Raw genomic sequence first — 23,985 nt, 5'->3', positions numbered from 1 at the left:
GGCTCGCGACCGCGCACCGGCGATACCGGCAGCGGTTCACAGCCACCCACAGCCGATACCGGCGGCAACGGCTCTGGACCTTCCGCAAGCGAGTCCGGCGGCAAAGATTCGGAACCTTCTGTACGCGAAAACGGCAACGGCACGGAGCCGTCCGCGGGCGAACCGCAGCAGTACGATGCGCCCGGCAGGGGACAGGCTACGTCACCGCCCAGCCGCCGAAATTCGGTATCGCCCGAGGGGCAGAGCACGGTATCGCCCTATAGGCAGGGCACCGTTTCACCCGACGGGCGCACTGCCGTACCGGCCGGCGGCCTACGGAGCGAACCGCCGGCCGTCGCACTCGAGTCGGCGACCCTCGGTTTCGGCGACCGCATACTGTGGCGCGAACTGGACCTCAGCGTCGCCCGGGGCGAGTTCATCGCCGTGCTCGGGCCCAACGGTTCCGGTAAGACCTCTCTGCTCCGGGTACTGCTCGGCCAGCTGGGCCTGTCCGCCGGGCGAGCCCGTATCGGCGGTGCCGAACCACGCGCCGGGCATCCCGATATCGGGTACATCCCACAGCAACGCACCATCGACGCCGGTGTGCAGTTACGCGGTACCGATCTCGTCGGTCTCGGGGTGGACGGGCACCGCTGGGGTCTCGGCCTGCGCGGACGCGCCGAACGCCGCCGTAAGGTCGCCGCCGCGATCGCCGATGTCGGTGCCGAGAAATTCGCGCGTGCCCCGCTGGAGAGCATGTCCGGCGGCGAACAGCAGCGGCTGCGGGTCGCGCAGGCGCTGGTCGGCGATCCCGCGGTGCTGCTCTGCGACGAGCCCCTGCTCAGTCTCGATCTGGCCAGCCAGCAACTCGTCTCCGGCCTGATCGACCGGCGGCGGCGCGACCACGGAACCGCCGTGCTGTTCGTCACCCACGAGATCAACCCGATCCTGCCGCTGGTGGACCGGGTGCTCTATCTTGTCGACGGGAAGTTCCGGATCGGCACGCCGGACGAGGTGATGACCTCGGCGGTGCTGTCGGAGCTGTATCAGACCGATGTCGATGTGCTGCGTGTCCGCGGCCGGCTGGTAGTGGTCGGCACCGGCGACACCATGGACGCGCTCGGCACCGCCGGCGCCCACTGCCACGGCGACCCTGGTACTCCGCATATTCCCGACCCGGCAGGCTCCGATTCCGGCCGGCAACCCCGACAGGCACACACCTAGATGGACAAGCTTTCCGACGTGCTGGCCGAGATCTTCGATCTGCAGACCACCGTTCACCTGCTCGGCTACGACTTCGTACAGCAGGCCGTACTCGCCGCGGCACTGCTGGGCCTGCTCGCGGGGGCGATCGGACCGCTGATCATCAGCAGGCAGATGTCGTTTGCGGTGCACGGCACCAGCGAGCTCTCGCTCACCGGCGCCGCCGCCGCACTACTGGTCGGCGCCGGGGTCGGTATCGGTGCGATCGCCGGTTCGGTGATCGCGGCAGTACTTTTCGGAGTTCTCGGCACCCGGGCCCGCGAACGCGATTCGGTGATCGCGGTGGTGCTCTCGTTCGGGCTCGGTCTCTCGGTGCTGTTCCTGTGGCTCGGCCCCGAGCGCGCGGGGTCGAAGTTCTCGTTGCTCACCGGCCAGGTCGTCAGTGTCGGCTTCAGCGGGCTGACCCTGCTGGCCACCTGTACCGCGGCAGTGCTGGCGGTGCTCGCCGTCGTCTACCGGCCACTGCTGTTCGCCAGTACCGACCCCGAGGTCGCGGTGGCCCGCGGGATCCCGGTACGTGCCCTGTCGATCCTGTTCGCGGTGATGCTCGGTATCACCGCGGCCTTCGGCGTGCAGATCGTGGGTGCGCTGCTGGTCCTCGCCCTGCTCATCACACCGGCGGCCGCCGCGGCGCAGCTCACCGCGGGTCCCGTGCGGGCCACGGTGCTCGCGGTGATCTTCGCCGAGGTCTCGGCGGTCGGCGGGATTCTGCTGTCACTGGCACCGGGGGCGCCGGTGTCGACGTTCGTCACTACGATCTCGTTCCTGATCTACCTGGTCTGCCGGGTGATCGGCGCCCGGCAGCGGCAGGTCGCCCGGGTGCGGTGACCCCGGCCGGATCGCTTGCGGGCAGGTGCCTTCAGTCGAGGGCCGGGGGTTTCGTATGCTCGTGCGCACCGCTCCCGGAACGAAGGGCACCACATGATCGACTTCACGATTCCCGCCGACCTGGCCGCCGAACGCGACCGGATCCGCCAGTTCGTCGCCGATAAGATCGTGCCCTACGAGCGCGATCCCCGGCTCACCTCGCACGGCCCCACCGACGAACTGCGCCAGGAACTCGTGGAGCTGGCCCGCGCCGAGGATCTGCTCACCATCCAAGCGCCCACCGCGCTCGGCGGTCGCGGCCTCACCCATGTCGAACAGGCCGTTCTCTACGAAGCGGCCGGATGGTCCACTCTCGGCCCGGTCGCGATGAACTGCGCGGCCCCCGACGAGGGCAATATGTTCCTGCTCTCCAAGATCGCCGATCCGGACCAGACCGAGCGCTACCTGAAACCGGTCATCGACGGCCACCAACGGTCCGTTTTCGCCATGACCGAACCCGGCGGCGCCGGCTCCGACCCGGCCCAGCTGTCCACCATCGCGACCTTCGACGGCGAGAACTTCACCATCGACGGCCGCAAATGGTTGATCACCGGCGCGAACGGCGCGAAAACCTGGATCATCATGGCCGAGCTCACCGAGAACCCGCATCTCCCGGCCGGCCCCACCCTCTTCCTCACCGACGGCGATCAGCCGGGCATCGTCATCGAACGCACCATGAACACCATGGACCGCAACTATGTGGCCGGGCACTGTGTGGTTCGTTTCGAAGGCCTCACGCTGCCGAAATCCGCCCTGCTCGGCGACACGGGACAAGCCCTGCGCTACGCCCAGTTGCGGCTGGCCCCGGCCCGCCTCACCCACTGCATGCGCTGGCTCGGCGCCGCCGAACGGGCCCAGAGCATCGCCATCGACCACGCCAAAACCCGCACTGCATTCGGCAAAACACTCGGCGAGCACCAGGGCGTATCTTTCATGATCGCCGATAACGAGATCGCACTACACCAGTGCCGGCTCACCATCTGGCATGCCTGCTGGCTCATGGACCAGGGCGAAAAGGCCCGCCACGAGAGTTCGATGGCGAAATCCTTCGTTTCCGAGGAACTGTTCAAGGTCGCCGACCGCTGTGTCCAGATCCTCGGCGGTATCGGCGTCAGCGATGAAACGGTCGTCGAAATGATCTTCCGCGATATGCGCCCGTTCCGGCTCTACGACGGCCCCACCGAAGTCCACAAATACGCCATCGGCCGTAAAGTGCTGCGCTGATTACGGCCCGAAACCCCGGGCGCGGCCGTTCACCAATACACTCCCCACCATGAGTTCGGAATTGCTCGTCGATGTCTCAGCGGGCATCGCCGTCCTCACCTTGAATCGGCCGGCCAAACAGAACGCGTTCAATCCCGCGATGACCGAAGCCCTCGGGGCGGCGTTGAAGCGGTGCGACGCCGAGGACGCGATCCGGGTCGTGGTCATCACCGGGACTCCCCCGGCATTCTGCGCGGGGGCAGATCTGTCCGACCGGGTGGGCGAGGTGAGCGCAAGTATCGACCCGCCCCCGTTCCGGATCCGCAAACCGGTGATAGCGGCGGTCAACGGGCATGCCGTGGGCGTCGGCCTGGCGCTGGCCCTGCAATGCGATCTGCGATACCTGGCCGACGACGCGGTGTACGCGCTGAGCCAGGTGCGGCGCGGCGTGCTCGCCGACGGCTACGCACATTGGACACTGCCACGGCTGGCCGGTCTCGCCAACGCCGCCGATATCCTGCTCACCGGCCGCACCTTCGACGGCACCGAAGCCAAAGCGATGGGCCTGGCCAATGCCAGCCTGCCCGCAGTGGAGGTGCTGCCGACCGCGATGGCGGTCGCGCACGATATCGCGGCCGGTTCGGCGCCCCTGAGCGCGGCCCTGTCGAAGCGCCTCCTCTGGGAAGGGGTCGGCCTGGAGCCGGCGACGGTCCGGCAATTGGAGGCCGACCTGAACGATCACATCGCCGGCAGCCGGGACGCGGGAGAGGCGATGACGGCTTTCCGGGAACGCCGCCAGCCCACCTGGTCGGGTTCGATCAGCGAGGAATGGCCGACCTGGGAGCCCGGGAAATGGACCGGGCAGCAGAGCTTGGACTGATCGCCGTCAGCCGCCGGTGATGAACACCAGGACGAACAGCAGCGCCATCAGCACCGCCAGAATCGTGCCGATAACCCCCAGCGTGAACCCGACCACGACCTGTGTGCGGCCGCCGTATGCGCCACCCGATTCGTCGATCTGATCCAGTGCGCGTTTACCCATCGCCCAGGCCACCGGCCCGGTCAGCCCGAAACACAGCAGGCTGACAGCACCCAGGAGCAGCACCGCCGTCGCATACGGGTGCTCGACCGGCTTACCGATGGGCGTGTTGGGTATCACCACACATCGAATTCTACGGTGCCGTGGCGGTTTTGCGGTCCGGGCGCGACCGATCGGCGTGGAACCGCCCGCTGACCGGGACCGCGAGCCGCCCCGGCACCACTGTCCAGACCGAGACCGCGGGGGCCGGGCGGCGGAGTTGCGGGCCGGGCGGTGCAGCACCGCGGGGCCCGGAGCGGCACGAACCGTTACCCGGGGCTCGCTGCCGGTACCCTGGCCCAATCGTGCGGAACCGCCCGTCGGCAAACCGAGTGCCGTGCACTGCGTGGGCGGATGGCGATCGAGTGCGGCCGCGTCACTTCTGCGCACGCTCGGAGTCGAGACCCCGCGCGGGCACGGAATCCGTTCCGGCGGTCCCAAGGCAGCGGCGCGGCCGAATCACCAGGGCGCCACCGACCGCCGCCGACCGGCAGAGTCCAGGGCGTGGTCCCGCCACAGCACCGCGGGGTCAGGCGCGGCGCTGCCGCGCTGTCTCGGCCAGCACGACGCCCGCCGCCACGGAGGCGTTGAGCGATTCCACCGGACCCGCCATGGGGATGCTCAGGATCGCGTCGCAATTCTCCCGGACCAGCCGGGACAACCCCTTGCCCTCGGACCCCACCACGATCACCGTGGGCCCGGTGGCGTCGAAATCGTCGAGCGAGGTGTCACCACCGGCGTCCAGGCCGACGATCTGAACGCCTTTGGCCGCCCAATCCTTGAGCGTGCGAGTGAGATTGGTGGCGCGAGCGACCGGCAGCCGGGCAGCCGCGCCGGCGCTGGTCCGCCAGGCCACCGCGGTCACGCTCGCGCTGCGCCGCTGCGGGATCACCACGCCGTGCCCGCCGAACGCCGCGACCGAACGCACCACGGCACCCAGGTTGCGCGGGTCGGAGATATTGTCCAGCGCCACCAGCAGCGCCGGTTCCACCGACTGCTGGGCCCGGGACAGCAGATCGTCCGGATGTGCGTACCGGTAGGGCGGCACCTGCAGTGCCATCCCCTGGTGTAAACCGTTGGAGCTCATCCGGTCCAGATCGGTGCGCGGCACCTCGAGGATGGATATTCCGGTATCGGCGGCGATACGCACGCTTTCGGTGAGCCGCTCGTCGTTCTCGGTACCGACCGCCACGTACAGCGCGGTCGCCGGTACCCCGGCCCGCAGGCATTCCACCACCGGATTGCGGCCCAGGACCAGCTCCGGCCCGTCGTCACCGTGCCGGCCGGCCGGGCGGGCACCACGGCCGGTCGAACTCTTCTGAGCGGCACGCGCTTTCGCGGCGGCTTTGCGGGCCGCGGGATGTTTGGTGCGCGCTTCCGCGGGAGGTGTCGGCCCGCGACCTTCCAGTCCACGGCGGCGCTGCCCGCCGGAGCCGACCACCTGCCCCTTCTTGCTGCCGCCTTTGCGGATCGCACCACGACGTTGTGAATTGCCGGCCATCAGCCCGCCTTTCCAGGGGTAGGTGTGCCCAGCGACCATTCGGCACCGTTCGGGGTATCGGTCACTTCGATGCCGGCCGCCTGCAAGCGGTCGCGGACGGCGTCCGCGGTGGCCCAGTCCTTCGCCGCCCGGGCCTGCTGGCGGCGTTCCAGTTCGGCACCGACCAGTACGTCGAGGGCGGCGTCAGCGGCCGAATGATCGGCGGCGGTATGCCAGTGCGGATCGAGCGGATCGACCCCCAGCACATCGAGCATGGCGCGGACCTGGCCCGCATGTTCGCGGGCGGTCTCGAGCACACCGGCATCCAGTGCGCGATTGCCCTCGTGGACACCGTGATGGATTTCGGCGAGTGCCTTCGGGACACCGAGGTCGTCGTCGAGGGCAGCCGCGAAACCGTCGGTCCATTTACCCATCGGGATATCACCGCCGCGTTCGGCGACCCGCTGCACAAAAGCTTCGATCCGCTGATACGACTGAGCGGCGTCGGCGAGCGCTTTATCGGAATACTCCAGCATGGACCGGTAGTGCGCACTGCCCAGGTAGAAGCGCAATTCCACCGGACGCACGGATTTCAGCACGTTCGGAATGGACAGCACATTGCCGAGCGATTTCGACATCTTCTCGCCGCCCATGGTCACCCAGCCGTTGTGCAACCAGTACTGCGCGAAACCGTGGCCGGCCGCCTTGGACTGGGCGATTTCGTTCTCATGGTGCGGAAACACCAGATCCATTCCACCGCAGTGGATATCGAATTCGGAACCGAGGTAGAACTCGGCCATCGCCGAGCATTCCAGATGCCAGCCGGGACGGCCGGAACCCCACGGTGAGGGCCATGTCGGTTCGCCCGGTTTCGCGGCTTTCCAGAGCGTGAAATCGCGCGGGTCGCGTTTACCCGTCCCAGCGCTCTCGCCCTGGTGTACGTCCTCGAGCCGGTGGCCGGACAAATCGCCGTAATCCGGGTAGCTGCGGACATCGAAATACACATTGCCCTCGGAGGCGTAGGCGTGCCCGCGGTCGATGAGCCGTTGCATCAAGTCGACCATCTGGGTGATATGGCCGGTCGCCCGCGGCTCCGCCGACGGCGGAAGTACCCCGAGCTGCCGGTAGGCCCGGTCGAAAGCGCGCTCGTGTGTCGCAGCCCATTCCCACCACGGCCGGCCGGCCGCGGCCGCCTTACTGAGGATCTTGTCCTCGATATCGGTGACATTGCGGATGAATGCCACATCCAGGCCGCCTGCGGCCAGCCAGCGGCGCAGGATATCGAACGCCACACCGCTGCGCACATGGCCGATATGCGGCAGCCCCTGCACGGTCGCCCCACACAGGTACACCGAGGCGTGTCCGGGTACCAGCGGCGTGAAATCACGCAGGGTCCGTTTCTCGGTGTCGAACAGGCGCAGCGTCACGGCAGTCGATCCTAGTTTCGTTTGTGGATTGCACTCGGAAGCGGTGCAGCGGGGATATGGGCAGGGTAACGGCAACGACCGGTATTACGGCATTCGGCCGCACCGTCGCGGCAGGGATGGTTGGCCGGAGCGTGGCAACGATCCTGCCGGCGCGGCGGTGATCCTTGCCACCGCGATGGTCCGGCAGTGCCGTGCGCACACCGCATCGTCGGTCCCCGGGCGCGTCGGCTCTTGCTGGTGAAGCGGCTTCGCTGTCCCGATCGTCTCCGGTTACCGGGCCTCAGGGACGTCGCTCGGCCGCTCCGGACAGTGCAGCAGTGCGGTAGCGACCGCGGCGATCCCCTCACCGCGGCCGGTGAGCCCCAGCCCGTCACTGGTGGTACCGGATACCGAAACGGGTGCGTCGAGCAGTTCACCGAGCACCTGCTGTGCCTCCGCTCGCCGGGGTCCGATCCGCGGGTGGTTACCGATGACCTGGACCGCGGCGTTGCCGACCGCGTATCCGGACTCTTCGAGTAGCCGCCGCACTTCCTTCAGCATGGCCGCGCCGGACACCCCCGCCCACTCCGGCCGGCCGGTCCCGAAGACCGAGCCGACATCACCCAGCCCGGCCGCCGACAGCAGGGCATCGCACAGCGCATGGGCAGCCACATCGCCGTCGGAATGCCCCGCGCAACCGTCTTCACCGTCGAACAGCAGCCCGGCCATCCAGCAGGGCCGGCCCGGTTCGATCGGGTGCACATCGGTGCCGATACCGACGCGGAAATCCCTCATTGCCCGGCCACCTGTTTTCCGTCGAGCACGGCTTCGGCCAGGCGCAGGTCGAGCGGCGTTGTGATCTTGAACGCGAGCGGGTCGCCGGGAATCGTGTGGACGTCGATGCCCAGCCGTTCGACCAGTCCGGCATCGTCGGTGGCACTCTCCGGATGCTCGTAGGCGCGGCGCAGCACATCGGCGGCAAAGCCTTGCGGGGTCTGCACCGCCCGCAGGGCGGAACGGTCCGGGGTACCCGTCACTCTGCCGGCGGTATCGACCGATTTCACGGTATCGACCACCGGTAGCGCCGGTACGACGGCGGGCCGGCCGGCCCGGAGTTCGGCCACCACCCGGGCGATCAGATCGGGTGGGGTCAGCGCCCGCGCAGCGTCGTGTACCAGGACGTGGGCGGCCGCGCCGGCATATGCCAGCCCGGCGCGCACGGAATCGGTGCGTTCGGCACCACCGGCCACGATCCGGGCCGGTGCTGCGGGTGGAAGCAGAGCTGCCGTTGCCTCGACGAGTTGGGCGGGCACCATCACTATGATCTCGTCGACAACCCCGGCAGCCATCAATCCACGAACAGTCAACCCGAGCATGGGTGTGCCGCCGACCGGGACGAACGCCTTGGGAGCATCTGCTCCCAGACGTTCACCACGACCGGCGGCAGGAACCAGCGCGATGACAGATCCGGCATTACGGCCGGACCCGTCCGGTTCGTACACGGTCAGGACGCCGCGGCGAGAACCTCGTCGAGGAGCGTCTCGGCCTTGCCGTCATCGGTCCCCTCGGCGAGCGCCAGCTCACCGACGAGGATCTGCCGTGCCTTGGCCAGCATCCGCTTCTCGCCCGCGGACAGACCACGATCCTGTTCCCGGCGCCACAGGTCACGAACGACCTCGGCCACCTTGTTCACATCGCCGGAGGCGAGCTTCTCGAGGTTGGCCTTGTAACGGCGGGACCAGTTGGTGGGTTCTTCCGTATGTGGCGCTCGCAGCACCTGGAAGACCCGATCCAAGCCTTCCTGGCCCACGACATCGCGAACGCCGACGTATTCCGCGTTTTCCGCGGGAACCCGAACAGTGAGGTCACCCTGTGCGACCTTCAGGACCAGATACTCTTTCTGCTCACCCTTGATGGTGCGGGTCTCGATAGCTTCGATCAAAGCCGCCCCATGATGGGGATAAACGACGGTATCTCCGACCTTAAAAATCATGTGTCCCGTGCCCCTTTCGATGTTCACAGTTTAACACGCGACTCGATAACGGCGCGATCAACTGCGCAGGTCAGGGCCACAACGACCAGGTACTGGGGCTTGACAGGGCGTGTTTGGTGTGCATCACGTTGGGGCCGAACGAGTGTCGGCCCCACACTCCACCGCACCGGCGGGCACCGCGGCACACCGGGGCCGGGAACCGAGGCACGGAGGCCGGATCGTTACCGGTCAGCGGGGGCCAGGGGCGACACCCGAAGACCCCGCCGCACGACCCACCGGACACCCCGCTGGGAAGCATTACCCGCTCAGCCGCCCGGAAGCGATACCCGCGAGCCATAGGTGCGACAAATCACACAGTCCCGATCCCGCAATACCCCCTGACACCGCCCGGTGCATCCGGGCCCGTGCGGCCACTACTACAGTGCCTAGTTGGAGTGCGCCCACTCGGACATGGAGGACAACCCGTGACTGCCCTGACTGCTGTGACTGCCGCGAGCCCGGTCGCCTCGACTCGGCGGCGCCGGCGCCTGGTGCCGGTCGCCGCGCTCGCCGCCGGAGCGGCCATCATCCTGTCCGGCTGCAGCGCCGGCCAGGTCTCGCAGACCGCCGATCAGGTCGCGGCGATCAACGGCAACACCGCCGAAGCCGGCAGCATCGCGCTGCGCAATGTGCATATCGTCTTCCCGGGATCGGGAACGCACACCAACACCGCGGGTGGCCAGGCGGCGCTGGCGCTGTCGATCATCAACACCGGCGAAACCGTCACCGACGAGCTCACCGGCGTCACCACCGACCTCGGCACGGTGAAGATCACCCCTGCCGACGGTGACAAGATCGAAATCGCCCCCTCCGAAACGATCGTCGTCTCGACCCCCTCGGCAGGCGCGGAAACCCATACGACCGGCGAAACCGTCGACACCGAAGCCGGGACGACGGAAGCCGCCGCCATCGAAATCACCGGGCTGACCCAGGACATCACCCCGGGCCTCACCTACAACGTGTCGTTCAACTTCAAGGAGAACGGCACCGTCCAGGTCGAGGTCCCGGTCGACGCAGGCATCGAATCTCCCCGCCACGAATCCGAGCTCTCCAAGAGCACCACCGGTTCGGCCGGCGGGCACTGAATTCTCGGCGCCGACTTCGCCGGCGCGGGTTCGGCCTCCTCGGCGTAGTCGTTGAGCGGGCCGGAACCTCTCAGGGCTCTCGCTGAACTCGACTGCGCCGCTGGTTGCGTCGGGTTCGGCGTGAAGTAGGAGCCGATGTTTCGCGAGAGACCGCTGGGAGGTCTTGCTGTCGGTCGGTGTGCGTAAGGTGCGTGGCTGTGGCAATGACCAAGACCAAAGCCGTCTATCGGTGCTCGGAATGCGCGCACGAAGTTGCCAAATGGGTCGGTAAATGCCCGGCGTGCGGATCGTGGGGCACCGTCGACGAGGCATTGCCCGCGGCGGGCGCCGCCGGTGCACCGGCGGCGCGTAAAGCGATGCTGCCGAGTACCGCGGCCGCGCCGATCTCACGGATCGACTCGCAGACCACGACCGCCCGGTCGACGGGGGTTTCCGAACTCGACCGGGTACTCGGCGGGGGTATCGTCGCGGGGTCGGTGATACTGCTCTCCGGCGAGCCCGGGGTGGGGAAATCGACGCTACTGCTCGAGGTCGCCCATCGATGGGCGCGACAGCGCGACGAGCGGGCTCTGTACGTCACCGCGGAGGAATCCGCGGGGCAGGTGCGCTTGCGGGCGGACCGGACGGGGGCGGTGCACGAGCGGGTGTACCTGGCGGCCGAATCGGACCTGTCGGTTCTGCTCGGACATGTCGATCAGGTGAAACCCACGCTGCTGGTGGTGGATTCGGTGCAGACCATGCTGGCCACCGATAGCGACGGCGTAATCGGCGGGGTCACGCAGGTCCGGGCGGTTACCGCGGCACTGACCTCACTCGCCAAGACGAGCGGTATCGCGGTCCTGCTGGTCGGCCATGTCACCAAGGACGGGGCGGTTGCGGGCCCACGCACACTGGAACATCTGGTCGATGTGGTGCTGCAGTTCGAGGGGGACAAGAACTCGACACTGCGGATGGTGCGCGGTATCAAGAACCGGTTCGGCAGCGCCGACGAAGTGGGCTGCTTCGAACTGCACGATGACGGAATCGCCTGTGTAACAGATCCTTCCGGCCTATTCCTACATCACCGGACCGATTCGGTACCCGGTACGGCGGTCACCGTGGCGATGGACGGGAAGCGGCCGCTGGTCGGCGAGGTCCAGGGGCTCACGGTGGACACCCAGGTGCCGGCGCCACGCCGGGCGGTCAGCGGACTGGACTACAACCGGGTCGCCATGGTGCTGGCCGTCCTGCAGAGCCGCTGTGGGCTCTATGTCGGCAAACAGGACGTCTACGCGGCGACGGTGGGCGGTATGCGGCTCACCGAACCCGCTGCCGATCTGGCCATCGCACTGGCCATCGCCGGCGCCGCCCGCGATACCGCGCTCCCCCCGGGCTGGGTGATCCTCGGCGAGGTGGGGCTGGCCGGCGAGGTCCGCCGGATCACCGCCACCGGACGCCGGTTGGCCGAAGCCGAACGACTCGGTTTCACGAACGCGGTGGTGCCCCCCGGCGTCACCGCGAAGGACACGGGTATGACTCTGCACGAGGCGTCCGGTCTACGGGCCGCGCTCCGGCTGGCGGGCCTGTCGAAGAAGAAATAGTCCGCGCCACGGTACCGGCTACGGGCGCACCGCTATTCCGCAATGTTGAAGGGTTCGGGCGCGCTACGGACGGCCCCGAGCTGCGCCACCACGTGGTAGGCCCCGCTGGGAACCTGCACCCGCTCGCCGGCACATTCCGGCTGTGAGGTGGTACCGGTCCAGGTCACCGTGAACGCGGCCTGTTCACCCCGATCGAGGGTGCGCAGATCCGGTTCACCGTCGGGGTAGCAATCCGTACTGGCCCACAATTGCCGTCCACCGTCGAGCGTCTGCACCGAGACCCGCTGTAGCCCCGACCCCATATCGCGGCTACAGGGCTCACCGGAGATATTCGTGATCACGATCCCGAACACCGGTTCCTCCCCGACCCGATAGGTCGGCTGGGCCACCGAAACCTTGATGGCCAGCGATTGGTCGGCGCATTCTCCGGACGCCGCGGGCGCGGGCTGCGACGATTCGGCGGCCGGGGTCGTGGCAGACGACTTCGCTGTGGTGGTCGTGGTGGCCGACGGCGCCGAACTCTTCGCGGCTTCCGAGCTCGGCGTGGACGAGGCCGCGACGCCGGTCGCCTCGGGCGAACCGCCACCCCGGGTTACGGTCACGGCCAGCCAGATCACCACCGCTAGTGCGACCACCAGCGCTCCGATGGCAAAAGCGCGACGCCGCCAGTAGATCTCCGGCGGTAACGGTCCTGTCGGTTCCAACACGTGTCAACGGTAAGCGCATTCGGCGGTGGTGACGGTCAACGGCACACCACAAGCTGCTCCGGTGACCGCTACCGCGGTGGTCCGACCGGTTTTTGCGGCCGGACGACACCTACCGCGACCGTCAGACGGTCTCCCCGATCTGACCGACCACGCGCTGCAGTTGAGCACGGCCCTCGGCCAGCTTGTAGGTCACGCACGCGATGGCGCATTCGCCGGCTTCCACCCGCTCGGACACGATTTTCGACCGTTCCATGAGCAAGCTGCTCGTTTCCACCACATGGCGGGCTTCGAGCTCATCGACTGTTTCCAGCCCCTCGCGGCGGCCGATCAGCATCGACGGAGTGACCTTCTCGACAACGCTGCGAATGAACCCGCCCGGCACCTCGCCGCCGTCCAGCGCGTCCAGTGTGGCTTTGACCGCACCACAGCTGTCGTGGCCGAGGACCACGATCAGCGGTACGTTCAGCACCGCCACGCCGTACTCGATGGAACCCAGTACCGAGGCGTCGATGACGTGGCCGGCCGTGCGCACCACGAACATATCGCCGAGGCCCTGATCGAAGATCAACTCCGCGGCCACCCGGGAGTCACCGCAGCCGAACAGCAGAGCGGTCGGACTCTGGCCACCGACGAGCTTGGCTCGGTCGGCGATTCCCTGACTAGGATGCTGCAATGTGCCGTTCATGAAGCGCTCGTTACCTTCGCGCAGCGACTTCCAGGCACTCACCGGGTTGGACTGAGGCATGGTGTCCATTCTGCACGATTCGACATTGCCCCCGGCTTCGGTCTTGTTACGGCACGGCGTCGGTAGCCGCGTCGCCGGTGGCACTGCACAGTGAGAACGGAGCGATTCGGGTGAACAGCGGAGCAGTCGGCGGACCGGTGACGAAAACGGGCCGCGGCACTGCGGGCGAGATACCCCTGCTCGATTCCGATGTGCTGATCGACTGGTATGCCCGCACCGCCCGCGACCTGCCATGGCGCCGGCCCGGGGTGACCGCATGGCAGATCCTGATGAGCGAGATCATGCTGCAGCAGACCCCGGTAGCGCGGGTGGAACCGATCTGGCGGGAATGGGTGGCGCGCTGGCCGGTGCCCTCGGCGATGGCGGCGGCGAGCGCGGGCGAGGTGTTACGTGCCTGGGGCAAACTCGGTTACCCGCGGCGCGCCCTGCGGCTACACGAATGCGCACAGGTTTTGGCGGCCGAGCACGGTGACGAGGTCCCCGGTGACGTCGAGGTGCTGCTCGGACTGCCCGGTATCGGCGACTACACCGCGCGGGCGGTCGCCTGTTTCGCCTACGGACAACGAGTTCCGGTGGTGGACACCAATGTTCGCCGCGTGGTGGCCCGGGCCGTACACGGACGCGGCGAGGCCGGTAACCCGGCCGCCAGAGACCTGCGCGACACCGAGGCACTGCTACCCATCCAGGTGGACCGGGCGGCGGTCTTCTCCGCGGCGCTGATGGAACTCGGGGCGACGGTATGCACCGCCCGCACCCCCGACTGCACCCGCTGCCCACTGCCCCGCTGCGCCTGGGTGACAGCGGGCCGGCCGCGCCAGGAATCGACCCGGCGAACCCAGAAGTACGAGGGCACCGACCGGCAGGCGCGTGGCCGGCTACTCGACGTACTGCGTGCGGCAGCCGAACCCGTCGACCGCATCCGCCTCGATCTGGCCTGGACCCGCGACCCCGGGCAGCGCGACCGTGCGCTGGATTCGCTGCTGGTGGACGGCCTGATCGAGCAGACCCGGGACGGCCGGTTCGCGTTGGCGGGCGAGGGCTGACACCGGCAGGGCTACCTATCCGGACTCACCGCTCGAGGTTCGGCTCGCCCGCCCGGGCAGACAGCGAGCCCAGGGCATCCGCAGACGGAACAGTCAGCCGCGCGGTGCGGTTTGCGCGGTGAGCACCCGGGTGAGAAACCGCTGGACCGCGGCACGGTATCGGCCGGGCTGGTCGTCGTGCACCAGATGACCCGCTTCGGGGATCACGATATGTTCGGCGTCCGGATGGAGATCGGCCATCCGGCGCATCTGCCCCGGCGGGGTGATGGTGTGCTCGCCCTCGATGAGCAGGGTGGGCACCCGAATCCGCCGCCACTGTGGCCAGAACGCACGGGTGCCCCATTCCTCGGAGATATCGCGGAAGGTGGCGATCTCTCCGTGCAGTCGATAGCCGTCCGGGGTCCGGTCGAAAGAGCGCTGGAAATAACGTCCGGCGACCGGGCCGAAGAACTCGAGCAAGGAGGCCTCGTCGGCAAACGGCTGCGGCCAGGCCTCGATCATGGCCGCCCAGTGCGCGGCAGTACGGCCGGTGAAGTCGGCCGCCATATCCTCGACCACCAGTGCCCGCACCCGCTCCGGATACTCGGCCGCGAAAACCCACCCGTGCAGGGCGCCCATGGAGTGACCGATGACGACCATCGGCTCACCGATCCCGCTGGTGGCCGCGGCCAGATCCGCGACGAACGCATCGGTCGTCAATTCGGCCGGAGCCGGCCGCCCGTGCCCCGCCGCGTCGAAGGTGTACACATGACCGTAGCCGCGCAGCCATGCGAGCTGGTCCACCCAGGTCCGAGCGCGCCCCATCAACCCGTGCAGCAGCAGTATCGGAACCCCGGACCCACCTTCGTCGTGCAACACCGGCCCGAGTGTAATTCGGCTCCACAGCATCCACGCCGGGTATCCGAACCTGCCCGGACAGCCCGTCCCCTGCCAAAGCCTGCCCAGACCGAGGTCACCGACCCTCTATGCGGTCCACCTTCCCCTGGGTAGGGCACGCCCGGTTCTGGAGCGACGGAGCGGGCCCCGCCGCAGAAGGCAGCGCACACATCAGCACAGCCACTGGATCCCGGCGAACTGCCCAGCCAGTTCACAGCGCCGGACGAGCGAAGTCCTGAGCTCGACAATCGGAAGCCCCCGCGGTACCGCGGGCTTCCGAAATCACAGCTCACCCCACCACTACCCCGACAGCAGCAGTCGACAGCCCCGAACCCGCGTCCTGGAGCACCTCGAGAACTCTCGAGAACTACAGCACTAAGCTCGGGGTATGGCTGTTGTGAAGATCAATGCGATCGAGATCCCCGAGGGCGCGGGTCCCGAACTGGAGAAGCGGTTCGCCCACCGCGCGCACGCCGTCGAGAACTCCCCCGGGTTCCTGGGCTTCCAGCTGCTGCGGCCGACTGCCGGTGAGAACCGGTATTTCGTCGTCACCCAGTGGGATTCCGAGGAGTCCTTCGCGGCTTGGCGGGACGGTCCGGCCAAGGAAGCGCATGCCGGGCAGCAGAACAAACCGGTGGCCACCGGCGCTTCGCTGCTGGAGTTCGAGGTGGTTCTCGACGTCTCGGGTAAGAACGCCTGACCGAACCACCGAAGCCGGCCACGCCATCAACGTTCGGTTGCGTGGCCTGCGCTTTTCCGGGGCGCCGAGGTCTCCCGCCCTACCCCGGTAGCGGAAAACCACTGCTACCGCAGGGTGATGACGATTTCGCTTCGTCCGCGGCAGTGTCGGGAGTATGAACGAGATCACCTTTCGCGCCGCGAGTAGCGTCTCCGCCACCGTGCCGCGCCCCCGGTCGGTCACCCTCGCGTTTCGCGCGCTGGTCGCCGCCGTGGGATTCGGTGTCGCGGAAACAGCGGTCCACAGCGTGGGGCAGTTCGGGCAATCGACCGAGCTCGGCTCCCTTATCGCCGGATGGCTGATACGCACCGGTATCTACGTCGTGGTGCTGGTGGCGGCGTGGCGGATGCTGCGCGGCGACCGCTGGGCGCGTCTCATGCTGGCACTCGGGATCGGCGTGCTCGGTACGGCCTCACTGCTGGTGGAGCCGCTCACCGCGCTTCTCGCGGCCGACGGCGATCTGCTGCCCGATACGACGGTCGAGAACGCACTCGTCGCGATCACCCGCGTCGGGCATATCTGCGCTGTCTTGATCGCTATCCCGGCGATGTACACGCCGGAGGCACGCGCATGGTTCACCTGAATGCCCCGCTAGCGGCCGAGGTGCCCGGGCTCCCCGCGTTCGCGGGAGAGCCCGGGCAACTGCTCAGGACTCGAGTGCGGCGTCCAGGGTGATCTCGTCGACTCCGGCCAGAGCTTTGCTCACCGGGCATCCCGACTTGGCCGCGGCAGCCGCCGTGGTGAAACCCGCATTGTCCAGTCCGGACACCCGGCCGCGCACAGTCAACGCGATCCGGCTGATCCGGAAGCCACCGGCCGGATCCGGGCCGAGCGTGACCGCGGCCGAGACATCGAGGCTCTCCGGAGTACCGCCCGCCTGGGCGATCTCGTTCGACAAGGCCATCGCGTAGCAGGACGCGTGCGCTCCCGCGATCAGCTCCTCCGGACTGGTGGTACCACCGGCTTCCTCGGCGGAACGTTTGGGGAAGGACACCTCGTACTTACCGACTCCGGAACTGACCAGCTCGACCTGGCCGGAGCCGTCCTGCAGACCACCGGTCCATGCGGTGCGCGCCGTACGTGTGGGCATCACAATCCTTTCGAAGACGATATGTTCGGGTCCGTTCCGAAACTACCCGCACTCGTCAACCGATCGCAGCGGTTCGTTCGTCGAGGCGGGCCAGCGCCTTGGGCCAGGTCGCGCGGTAGCGGTCGCGGGCGGCCTCACCGGCAAACCCGCTGTGCCGCAGGCGTAACCGGATACCGCGGGGTTGTTTGACGAGTTCCACCCGGACCACGGTCTCCGCGCCTTCGGTACCCGCTGCTCCGGTCACCCAGGTCATTTCGACCAGCCGTCCGGGTTCGAGCCGCAGGAAGCGCCCGTAATGCGGGTGCATACTTCCCTCGTGCGCGGTTTCGAAATAGAACGGCTCGTTCACCTCGGGCCGCATCCGCACCGTGGCGGGCTCGGCGAACCAGATATCGAATCCCTGGGTCCAGGCCAGGTACAACAGTTCGGGCGATGCTTTCATCACCCGCTCCACCGTCAGCTCGTACGGTCGCGCTGACAGGTCCGGTACACGCACTTGCTGGTCGACCATCTCTGGACCATACCCGCGTCGGGCAGGCGCCGCCGCAGATGCGCCGATCGTCGCGAGGCCGGTCGTCGTCGGCGTACCCGATCGGCGAATACGGACCCGCAAACGCCTTGTCACACCGGGAATCCGGGTGTGCACCGCCGCCTTTGCACGAAGTGCGAATAGGGTGGTGCAGGTGGAGAGTCCGCGATGACGAGTTGGCAGATGGCCGGGCTACTGGGTTGGCTTGCGCTGACCGTCGCCCTGGTGGTGCTGTTGCGGCAGCGCCGCGCACTGCTTCGGGTGTACCGGGAGCGTGACGCCGCAACCGCAACCGCCGCGCAGCGGCTACGTGAGCTCGAGGTGAGTACCGAACGCCTGGTGATCGCACGGGAACTACACGACGTGGTGGCACACAATCTTTCGCTGATCAATGTGCAGTCGGGGATGGCGCTGCAACAGGTGGAGAACAAATCGGCGAAGGCCGCGGGCACGGTGGCCGAAATCAAGACCACCAGCCGTAATGCCCTCGAAGACGTACAGGCGCTACGCCACGCCATCCAGTCGGTGGAACCGGCCGAGCCGGCGCGGCCCGACCGCGAACGACCCCGCGATCCGGCCCTCGGGGCGCGCGGTGAGCGGGAGAAGCGCGCCCGGCGTAACGGTTTCGGGCGCCGCGACCGCACAGGTGCCGCAGGCCCGGCCGGGACTCCCGAACAGGCAGGCCGGAGTGCCACCCCGCCCGCGGCGCCTACCCCACCACCGCGGGAACCCGACCCGACGATGTCGGATCTGGAGGAACTACTCCGTAAACCCCGGCTGGCCGGCCTGACCGTGCACACCAAGGTGATCGGTACCGCCGGTTCCCTACCGGGGGCCATCGACGAGGCGGCAACCCAGATCATCACGGAGTCGCTGGCGAATGTCATCCGGCATGCGCCCAGCGCCGAAGCCACGGTCACCGTGCGGTTCACCGCCGATTCCGTGGACCTCACCGTCGACAACACCCGACCCACCGGCAAACCCGAACACACGGGCCCGACGCGCGGTATGGGCATCATCGCCATGCGGGAACGCACCCACGCACTCGGTGGCGCGCTGACGGCCGGCCCGAAACCCAGCGGCGGTTTCCGGGTGGCGGCACGGTTGCCGAGCAGGCCGCTGCGTATCGCGTTCGACCCGGACAAGGCACCGCGATCCCGGCCCGGGCCGGGTTCGGGGTCCGGGCCGGGATCGGACGAGAGCAAGCGGTCGACACCGTCGTCGGATCGGCCGGTCGTCCGTGCCGAATCGCCGGGCCGGGTCGAAACAGGACCCGCTACAACGGATTAGCCGGTAGCCGGGCGACCGGCGGCGCGGGCCACCGGAAGCCCGCAAACGGGACGACCAGGCGCGCCCGCAGCCCGGACAACTCCCGCACACCAGCCGGGGCGATCACTGTCCGGGATTGGCCCCTTGCCGCTCCTCGTCAGTGAAACCGGCACGGCGGGCGAAACCCGGCGTGTCTGTGCCCGCAGCTTGCAACCGGCCGGAATACGCGGCAGCTGCACGGAACACCCCTTGTACCCCGGCGGGGGCGGCGCCGTAGGTAATCGACTGCTGGGGTGCGAACCCCAGTTCGGTGCCGATCTGTACTGCGTCCATATTGGCGCCGAGGAACAGGAAATCCCAGTGGTACTGGTTCTGCTGTTGTTCGATCAGGGAGCGTACGGCTGCGTGAGTCCATTCACGGCTGGAGTTTTCGTGGCCATCGGTGAGGATGACAACGATCACCGTGCCCGGGCGTTCGGACTCGGGACGTGCCGCCAGCTCGGCACCGATATCGGTGACCAGTTTTCCGATCGCGTCGTAGAGCGCCGTACCGCCCCGGGGAGACAGGACCGGCGGCGGGACCTGCTCGAGCGGGGTATTCGAGTACAGGCATTCATACTCGGTATCGAACTGGGCGAAAGTTACCCGTACGGTTTTCTCGACCTTGCGCTGCTCTTCGAAGAAGGCGGCCAATCCGCCTTCGGTATCGGATTTGATCGACTGCATGGAGCCGGAGCGGTCCAGCAGGACGGCGATCAGGCTCTGCGCGGGATCGGTCATCGTTGCCCCCATTCGAGTAGTTCCCTTGCCGCCAGCCTACGCGCGCGCCCGCCTACCGCCTACGAGTTCCACGACGGAACCCATCCGGACGCAAGACATACAAAAGGGCCTGCCCGGCTGTGCAATACAGCCGGGCAGGCCCTTCGCGTACTTGTTTCCTACTCGCCCGAGGCGGCCTCGGTGGTGCCTTCACCGGCACCGGTCAGCACGACCTCCGGCTTCTTCTCACCCTCGTCCTTGGTGAGCTTGGTCTTCGGAGTGAAGGTGAAGCGGGCGTCCTCGCCGGACCCTTCGCCGTCCCAGCCCTCGACATCGACCACCACGTTCTGGCCGGCGCCGATCTCGCCGAACAGGATCTTCTCCGAGAGCTGATCCTCGATCTCGCGCTGGATGGTGCGACGCAGCGGCCGCGCCCCCAGCACCGGATCGAACCCGCGCTTGGCCAGCAGGCTCTTGGCCTTGTCGGAGAGTTCCATCGACATATCCTTGTTCTTCAACTGGACGCCGACGCGGTTGATCATCAGATCCACCATCTCCACGATCTGCTCGGTGGTGAGCTGGTGGAAGACGATCACATCGTCGATACGGTTGAGGAACTCGGGCCGGAAATGCTTCTTCAGCTCGTCGTTGACCTTGAGCTTCATCCGCTCGTAGTTCGAGCCCTCGTTGTTCGACTGGGTGAAGCCCAGGCCGACCGCCTTCGAGATATCCGAGGTGCCGAGGTTCGAGGTGAAGATCAGCACCGTGTTCTTGAAGTCGACGGTACGGCCCTGGCCGTCGGTGAGACGCCCGTCCTCGAGGACCTGCAACAGGGTGTTGTAGATCTCCTGGTGGGCCTTCTCGATCTCGTCGAACAGCACGACCGAGAACGGCTTGCGGCGCACCTTCTCGGTGAGCTGGCCGCCCTCCTCGTAGCCGACGTACCCCGGAGGGGCACCGAACAGCCGCGAGGCGGTGAAGCGGTCGTGGAACTCGCCCATATCGATCTGGATGAGCGCATCGTCGTCGCCGAACAGGAAGTTCGCCAGCGCCTTGGACAGCTCGGTCTTACCGACACCGGACGGACCGGCGAAGATGAACGAGCCGGAGGGGCGCTTGGGATCCTTCAGGCCGGCACGGGTGCGGCGGATGGCCTTGGAGACCGCCCGGACGGCGTCCTCCTGGCCGATGATCCGCTTGTGCAGCTCGTCCTCCATACGGAGCAGACGGGTGGTCTCCTCCTCGGTGAGCTTGAAGACGGGGATACCGGTCCAGTTGGCCAGCACCTCGGCGATCTGCTCGTCGTCGACCTCGGCCACGACATCCAGATCACCGGAGCGCCACTGCTTCTCGCGCTCCGCGCGCTTGGCGACGAGCTGCTTTTCCTTATCGCGCAGCCGCGCGGCCTTCTCGAAGTCCTGGGCGTCGATCGCCGATTCCTTCTCCCGGCGGGCATCGGCGATCTTGTCGTCGAATTCGCGCAGGTCCGGCGGGGCGGTCATCCGGCGGATACGCATCCGCGCGCCGGCCTCGTCGATCAGGTCGATCGCCTTGTCCGGCAGGAACCGGTCGTTGATGTAGCGGTCGGCCAGGGTGGCGGCGGCCACCAGGGCACCGTCGGTGATGGAGACGCGGTGATGCGCCTCGTAGCGGTCACGCAGGCCCTTGAGGATGTTGATGGTGTGCTCGACGGTCGGCTCGCCGACCTGGACCGGCTGGAAGCGGCGTTCCAGGGCGGCGTCCTTCTCGATGTACTTGCGGTACTCGTCGAGGGTGGTGGCGCCGATGGTCTGCAGCTCACCGCGGGCCAGCTTCGGCTTCAGGATCGAGGCCGCGTCGATCGCGCCCTCGGCGGCACCCGCACCGACCAGCGTATGCAGCTCGTCGATGAACAGGATGATGTCGCCACGCGTGTTGATCTCCTTGAGCACCTTCTTCAGGCGTTCTTCGAAATCACCGCGGTAGCGGCTGCCCGCGACCAGGGAACCCAGGTCGAGGGTGTAGAGCTGCTTGTCCTTCAGTGTTTCGGGGACCTCGCCGTTGACGATGGCCTGGGCCAGGCCCTCCACCACAGCGGTCTTACCGACACCGGGCTCACCGATCAGCACCGGGTTGTTCTTGGTGCGGCGGCTCAGCACCTGCATGACCCGCTCGATCTCCTTCGAGCGGCCGATCACGGGGTCGAGCTTGCCCTCCAGCGCGGCCTGGGTCAGGTTACGGCCGAACTGATCGAGGACCAGCGAAGTGGACGGCGTACCGGTTTCCCCGCGGGCACCGGATTCCACCGGCTCCTTGCCCTGGTAACCGGACAGCAGCTGGATGACCTGCTGGCGGACCCGGTTGAGGTCGGCGCCGAGCTTGACCAGGACCTGGGCCGCAACTCCCTCGCCCTCACGGATGAGGCCCAGCAGGATGTGCTCGGTGCCGATGTAGTTGTGGCCGAGCTGCAGCGCCTCGCGCAGGCTCAGTTCCAGCACCTTCTTGGCACGCGGGGTGAACGGGATATGGCCGGACGGAGCCTGCTGGCCCTGGCCGATGATCTCTTCGACCTGGCTGCGCACGCCCTCCAGCGAGATACCGAGCGACTCCAGCGACTTGGCCGCGACACCCTCACCCTCGTGGATCAGACCCAGCAGGATGTGCTCGGTGCCGATGTAGTTGTGGTTGAGCATCCGGGCCTCTTCCTGGGCCAGGACGACGACACGCCTTGCGCGGTCGGTGAACCTCTCGAACATCGCTCCCTCACTCTCCTGCTCCGGACTCTATGGCCGGCTGACGCCGTGGTGTGTCGTGGACAACCGTCGGACTCAGCCTGCCATGAAGGCCAGGGGTTGCGGCCCCCGCCTCCCACTCTAGTTGGCGGGTGGTCTCACTGCCGCCGGTCCACCCTAATGATCTGTGGGCCGGTCGCAGCGCTATTCATTCATAACGCCCATACCCACGTATTCGTTTCCCACTCCGGTTTTGCCCAGAGCGAACACAGGCGGTTCGGGCCCGTCAAGATATCCCCAGGTCTACAGGTCGCGATCGCTGATGAGCCCGCTGCGCATGGCGAGCGCCGCCAGCCGGACGCGCTTCTGATTCTGGGGCAGATCCTCTACGCCGAACTTGGCGAACAGCGCACGCAGATGTGTTTTGACGGCGTCGACGCTGAGGAACAGTTCGTCGGCGATCTGCTGATTGGTCGCGGGGGCGGCGAAACCGGCGTCGCCCTTGTACGGGCGGCACAGGGCGATAAGCACACCGCGTTGCGCCTCGGTAAGCGACCGGACAGTCGGGACGGTGCCACTGGAGGCTCGGGTCGCATCGTCGGCAACCCCGTTGAAATCGTGGAACGACACCATGGAGGTGCCCATCCGGATCCGGTCGCCCGGCATGAGCCGGCGGCGGCCGTGCAGTCTTTCGCCGTTGATGAACGTGCCGTTGCGGGACAGCCCGTCGTCCACGATCGTCCATTGCGCGGCGAGGTATTCCACGGCGGCATGTAATCGCGATACCTCGGCATCCCAGCGCAGCGAGAGGTCCGCGCCGGCCGAACGGCCTATCGTGATGCGCTGCCGGTCGGGGGTCAGCATCACCTCACGCCGCCGACCCTCGTCATCGGTGAAACGTAGAAACGATCCGACGGATCCGGACACTGCGCCGCTACCTGACCTCTCCATACCGGCAGAAACTGCCGGACACCACCCCGACCGCACGGGCCCGGAAAACCAAACACCCCTATGGTGCCGGGCGGACGGGCGGTGGAGCAAGACTGAACACCGCTGAGCGCAGCGGCCCCGGCACACGGCGCCGGGGCCAGCGGTAATTCCTATTCGCTATCGAGAAAGACCGACCGCCGTCCGCCTCGTAGAAAATATCGAGCGGACGACGGTTGAAAGAAGAACTACCCCTTCGAGGCCTTGTTGTACGCGTCGGTGATATCGGCGGAGATACGCCCGCGTGCGGAAACCTTGTGACCATTCCGCCGTGCCCACTCACGAATTGCGGCGCTTTGTTCGCGATCCATCGTGGCACGTCCCTTGCTGTTGCCCGCACCGGCAGCAACCGCGGACTTCACCCGGCGCCGGCCGCTCACGCGCCGGGCACTGGAAACCCACTGCTCCAACTCGTCCCGAAGCTTCTCCGCATTCGATGACGACAGGTCGATCTCGTACGACACTCCATCGATTGCAAACTCGATGGTCTCGTCCGCGATGGACTCACCGTCGACATCGTCGATCAGGCTAACGGTGACCTTCTTTGCCATGAGATG

The 23,985-nt window shown here is 67.4% G+C and carries 25 protein-coding genes and 1 pseudogene; 11 read left to right on the top strand and 15 right to left on the bottom strand.

Annotated features, from left to right (window positions below; all coding sequences use genetic code 11):
• Positions 1-372: 372 nt before the first annotated feature.
• The 4 genes from NFL01S_RS05695 to NFL01S_RS05680 all read left to right on the top strand — a co-directional run bounded on the left by NFL01S_RS05695 (position 373) and on the right by NFL01S_RS05680 (position 4,192).
• On the top strand, positions 373-1,203 hold the full coding sequence (locus NFL01S_RS05695) for a metal ABC transporter ATP-binding protein (RefSeq protein ID WP_062972485.1): 831 nt from the start codon (positions 373-375) through the stop codon (positions 1,201-1,203).
• Positions 1,204-2,070, top strand: a complete 867-nt coding sequence (locus NFL01S_RS05690) for a metal ABC transporter permease (protein WP_062972094.1) — start codon at positions 1,204-1,206, stop codon at positions 2,068-2,070.
• Positions 2,071-2,163: 93 nt separating this feature from the next.
• The gene (locus NFL01S_RS05685) at positions 2,164-3,333 is read left to right on the top strand and encodes an acyl-CoA dehydrogenase family protein (RefSeq protein WP_062972093.1); all 1,170 of its coding nucleotides are present in this window, start codon (positions 2,164-2,166) and stop codon (positions 3,331-3,333) included.
• Between the two features lie 49 nt (positions 3,334-3,382).
• On the top strand, positions 3,383-4,192 hold the full coding sequence (locus NFL01S_RS05680) for an enoyl-CoA hydratase/isomerase family protein (RefSeq protein WP_062972090.1): 810 nt from the start codon (positions 3,383-3,385) through the stop codon (positions 4,190-4,192).
• A gap of 6 nt (positions 4,193-4,198) precedes the next feature.
• Here NFL01S_RS05680 and NFL01S_RS05675 read toward each other — a convergent pair whose 3' ends face one another.
• Entirely contained in the window at positions 4,199-4,474 is a 276-nt protein-coding gene (locus tag NFL01S_RS05675; RefSeq protein WP_062972088.1) for a DUF4190 domain-containing protein, read from the bottom strand.
• A gap of 232 nt (positions 4,475-4,706) precedes the next feature.
• On the opposite strand from NFL01S_RS05675, the pseudogene NFL01S_RS37545 reads away from it, so the two are divergent.
• A pseudogene (locus tag NFL01S_RS37545) lies at positions 4,707-4,793 on the top strand (rhodanese-like domain-containing protein); the annotation flags it as partial.
• Between the two features lie 126 nt (positions 4,794-4,919).
• Here NFL01S_RS37545 and rlmB read toward each other — a convergent pair.
• The 5 genes from rlmB to carD all read right to left on the bottom strand — a co-directional run bounded on the left by rlmB (position 4,920) and on the right by carD (position 9,269).
• The gene (rlmB, locus tag NFL01S_RS05670) at positions 4,920-5,891 is read right to left on the bottom strand and encodes a 23S rRNA (guanosine(2251)-2'-O)-methyltransferase RlmB (protein ID WP_033244512.1); all 972 of its coding nucleotides are present in this window, start codon (positions 5,889-5,891) and stop codon (positions 4,920-4,922) included.
• Positions 5,891-7,297: a cysteine--tRNA ligase gene (gene cysS / locus NFL01S_RS05665; protein ID WP_062972086.1), complete on the bottom strand. Its 1,407-nt coding sequence runs from the start codon at positions 7,295-7,297 to the stop codon at positions 5,891-5,893. The genes rlmB and cysS overlap by 1 nt, the downstream gene beginning before the upstream one ends.
• 270 nt (positions 7,298-7,567) lie before the next feature.
• Positions 7,568-8,071, bottom strand: coding sequence for a 2-C-methyl-D-erythritol 2,4-cyclodiphosphate synthase (ispF, locus tag NFL01S_RS05660; protein ID WP_062972084.1), 504 nt, complete (start codon positions 8,069-8,071; stop codon positions 7,568-7,570).
• Positions 8,068-8,778 carry a 2-C-methyl-D-erythritol 4-phosphate cytidylyltransferase gene (gene ispD / locus NFL01S_RS05655; protein ID WP_062972082.1) on the bottom strand — a complete coding sequence of 237 codons (711 nt, stop codon included), beginning with the start codon at positions 8,776-8,778 and terminating at the stop codon, positions 8,068-8,070. Before ispD ends, ispF begins: the two co-directional genes overlap by 4 nt.
• A gap of 2 nt (positions 8,779-8,780) precedes the next feature.
• Positions 8,781-9,269, bottom strand: a complete 489-nt coding sequence (carD, locus tag NFL01S_RS05650; RefSeq protein ID WP_011206964.1) for an RNA polymerase-binding transcription factor CarD — start codon at positions 9,267-9,269, stop codon at positions 8,781-8,783.
• A 464-nt stretch (positions 9,270-9,733) separates the two neighbouring features.
• On the opposite strand from carD, the gene NFL01S_RS05645 reads away from it, so the two are divergent.
• Both NFL01S_RS05645 and radA read left to right on the top strand, forming a co-directional pair.
• The gene (locus tag NFL01S_RS05645; RefSeq protein ID WP_307614738.1) at positions 9,734-10,393 is read left to right on the top strand and encodes a copper chaperone PCu(A)C domain-containing protein; all 660 of its coding nucleotides are present in this window, start codon (positions 9,734-9,736) and stop codon (positions 10,391-10,393) included.
• 203 nt (positions 10,394-10,596) lie between these two features.
• Complete coding sequence (gene radA, locus NFL01S_RS05640; RefSeq protein WP_062972080.1) at positions 10,597-11,973, top strand: DNA repair protein RadA; 1,377 nt, start codon at positions 10,597-10,599, stop codon at positions 11,971-11,973.
• A gap of 32 nt (positions 11,974-12,005) precedes the next feature.
• On the opposite strand, the gene NFL01S_RS05635 is transcribed toward radA, so the two are convergent.
• On the bottom strand, positions 12,006-12,680 hold the full coding sequence (locus NFL01S_RS05635) for a hypothetical protein (RefSeq protein ID WP_062972078.1): 675 nt from the start codon (positions 12,678-12,680) through the stop codon (positions 12,006-12,008).
• A 121-nt stretch (positions 12,681-12,801) separates the two neighbouring features.
• The gene (locus NFL01S_RS05630; protein ID WP_062972481.1) at positions 12,802-13,425 is read right to left on the bottom strand and encodes a carbonic anhydrase; all 624 of its coding nucleotides are present in this window, start codon (positions 13,423-13,425) and stop codon (positions 12,802-12,804) included.
• Positions 13,426-13,595: 170 nt separating this feature from the next.
• Here NFL01S_RS05630 and NFL01S_RS05625 point away from each other — a divergent pair, with 170 nt between their 5' ends.
• Positions 13,596-14,468 (top strand): HhH-GPD family protein, encoded by an 873-nt coding sequence (locus tag NFL01S_RS05625; protein ID WP_280507289.1) that lies wholly within the window; start codon positions 13,596-13,598, stop codon positions 14,466-14,468.
• A 93-nt stretch (positions 14,469-14,561) separates the two neighbouring features.
• On the opposite strand, the gene NFL01S_RS05620 is transcribed toward NFL01S_RS05625, so the two are convergent.
• Complete coding sequence (locus tag NFL01S_RS05620) at positions 14,562-15,326, bottom strand: alpha/beta fold hydrolase (RefSeq protein WP_062972075.1); 765 nt, start codon at positions 15,324-15,326, stop codon at positions 14,562-14,564.
• 406 nt (positions 15,327-15,732) lie between these two features.
• On the opposite strand from NFL01S_RS05620, the gene mhuD reads away from it, so the two are divergent.
• Both mhuD and NFL01S_RS05610 read left to right on the top strand, forming a co-directional pair.
• Positions 15,733-16,044, top strand: a complete 312-nt coding sequence (mhuD, locus tag NFL01S_RS05615; RefSeq protein ID WP_062972073.1) for a mycobilin-forming heme oxygenase MhuD — start codon at positions 15,733-15,735, stop codon at positions 16,042-16,044.
• Positions 16,045-16,198: 154 nt separating this feature from the next.
• Entirely contained in the window at positions 16,199-16,666 is a 468-nt protein-coding gene (locus NFL01S_RS05610) for a hypothetical protein (protein WP_062972071.1), read from the top strand.
• Between the two features lie 63 nt (positions 16,667-16,729).
• Here the strand turns inward: NFL01S_RS05610 and NFL01S_RS05605 are convergent, their stop codons facing one another.
• Both NFL01S_RS05605 and NFL01S_RS05600 read right to left on the bottom strand, forming a co-directional pair.
• Entirely contained in the window at positions 16,730-17,173 is a 444-nt protein-coding gene (locus NFL01S_RS05605; protein WP_062972069.1) for an OsmC family peroxiredoxin, read from the bottom strand.
• A gap of 55 nt (positions 17,174-17,228) precedes the next feature.
• Positions 17,229-17,684, bottom strand: a complete 456-nt coding sequence (locus tag NFL01S_RS05600) for an SRPBCC family protein (RefSeq protein WP_062972067.1) — start codon at positions 17,682-17,684, stop codon at positions 17,229-17,231.
• A 186-nt stretch (positions 17,685-17,870) separates the two neighbouring features.
• Here NFL01S_RS05600 and NFL01S_RS05595 point away from each other — a divergent pair, with 186 nt between their 5' ends.
• Positions 17,871-18,992 (top strand): sensor histidine kinase, encoded by a 1,122-nt coding sequence (locus NFL01S_RS05595; protein WP_062972065.1) that lies wholly within the window; start codon positions 17,871-17,873, stop codon positions 18,990-18,992.
• 102 nt (positions 18,993-19,094) lie between these two features.
• Here NFL01S_RS05595 and NFL01S_RS05590 read toward each other — a convergent pair whose 3' ends face one another.
• From NFL01S_RS05590 to NFL01S_RS05575, 4 genes are all read right to left on the bottom strand, one after another.
• On the bottom strand, positions 19,095-19,763 hold the full coding sequence (locus tag NFL01S_RS05590) for a vWA domain-containing protein (RefSeq protein ID WP_245670531.1): 669 nt from the start codon (positions 19,761-19,763) through the stop codon (positions 19,095-19,097).
• A 146-nt stretch (positions 19,764-19,909) separates the two neighbouring features.
• Positions 19,910-22,465: an ATP-dependent Clp protease ATP-binding subunit gene (locus NFL01S_RS05585; RefSeq protein ID WP_062972063.1), complete on the bottom strand. Its 2,556-nt coding sequence runs from the start codon at positions 22,463-22,465 to the stop codon at positions 19,910-19,912.
• A gap of 279 nt (positions 22,466-22,744) precedes the next feature.
• A complete protein-coding gene (locus tag NFL01S_RS05580; RefSeq protein ID WP_371851774.1) occupies positions 22,745-23,368 on the bottom strand; it encodes an FHA domain-containing protein in 624 nt (207 codons plus the stop codon).
• Between the two features lie 248 nt (positions 23,369-23,616).
• Positions 23,617-23,979: a histone-like nucleoid-structuring protein Lsr2 gene (locus NFL01S_RS05575; RefSeq protein ID WP_033243970.1), complete on the bottom strand. Its 363-nt coding sequence runs from the start codon at positions 23,977-23,979 to the stop codon at positions 23,617-23,619.
• Positions 23,980-23,985: the final 6 nt, after the last annotated feature.

Source organism: Nocardia flavorosea NBRC 108225 (genome assembly GCF_001613385.1).
GTDB lineage: Bacteria > Actinomycetota > Actinomycetes > Mycobacteriales > Mycobacteriaceae > Nocardia > Nocardia flavorosea.
The sequence above is the reverse complement of the archived record's forward strand: the minus strand, read 5'-3'. Positions and strand labels throughout refer to the sequence as shown.

Bases quoted from the DNA above. Each gene is read 5' to 3' on its own strand.
- NFL01S_RS05575 (WP_033243970.1), bottom strand. From the start codon at position 23,979: ATGGCAAAGAAGGTCACCGTTAGCCTGATCGACGATGTCGACGGTGAG.
- NFL01S_RS05680 (WP_062972090.1), top strand. From the start codon at position 3,383: ATGAGTTCGGAATTGCTCGTCGATGTCTCAGCGGGCATCGCCGTCCTC.
- NFL01S_RS05690 (WP_062972094.1), top strand. From the start codon at position 1,204: ATGGACAAGCTTTCCGACGTGCTGGCCGAGATCTTCGATCTGCAGACC.
- NFL01S_RS05605 (WP_062972069.1), bottom strand. From the start codon at position 17,173: ATGCCCACACGTACGGCGCGCACCGCATGGACCGGTGGTCTGCAGGAC.
- mhuD (WP_062972073.1), top strand. From the start codon at position 15,733: ATGGCTGTTGTGAAGATCAATGCGATCGAGATCCCCGAGGGCGCGGGT.
- NFL01S_RS05685 (WP_062972093.1), top strand. From the start codon at position 2,164: ATGATCGACTTCACGATTCCCGCCGACCTGGCCGCCGAACGCGACCGG.
- NFL01S_RS05590 (WP_245670531.1), bottom strand. From the start codon at position 19,763: ATGGGGGCAACGATGACCGATCCCGCGCAGAGCCTGATCGCCGTCCTG.
- NFL01S_RS05595 (WP_062972065.1), top strand. From the start codon at position 17,871: ATGACGAGTTGGCAGATGGCCGGGCTACTGGGTTGGCTTGCGCTGACC.
- radA (WP_062972080.1), top strand. From the start codon at position 10,597: ATGACCAAGACCAAAGCCGTCTATCGGTGCTCGGAATGCGCGCACGAA.
- rlmB (WP_033244512.1), bottom strand. From the start codon at position 5,891: ATGGCCGGCAATTCACAACGTCGTGGTGCGATCCGCAAAGGCGGCAGC.
- NFL01S_RS05630 (WP_062972481.1), bottom strand. From the start codon at position 13,425: ATGCCTCAGTCCAACCCGGTGAGTGCCTGGAAGTCGCTGCGCGAAGGT.
- ispF (WP_062972084.1), bottom strand. From the start codon at position 8,071: ATGAGGGATTTCCGCGTCGGTATCGGCACCGATGTGCACCCGATCGAA.
- carD (WP_011206964.1), bottom strand. From the start codon at position 9,269: ATGATTTTTAAGGTCGGAGATACCGTCGTTTATCCCCATCATGGGGCG.
- NFL01S_RS05610 (WP_062972071.1), top strand. From the start codon at position 16,199: ATGAACGAGATCACCTTTCGCGCCGCGAGTAGCGTCTCCGCCACCGTG.
- NFL01S_RS05600 (WP_062972067.1), bottom strand. From the start codon at position 17,684: ATGGTCGACCAGCAAGTGCGTGTACCGGACCTGTCAGCGCGACCGTAC.
- NFL01S_RS05585 (WP_062972063.1), bottom strand. From the start codon at position 22,465: ATGTTCGAGAGGTTCACCGACCGCGCAAGGCGTGTCGTCGTCCTGGCC.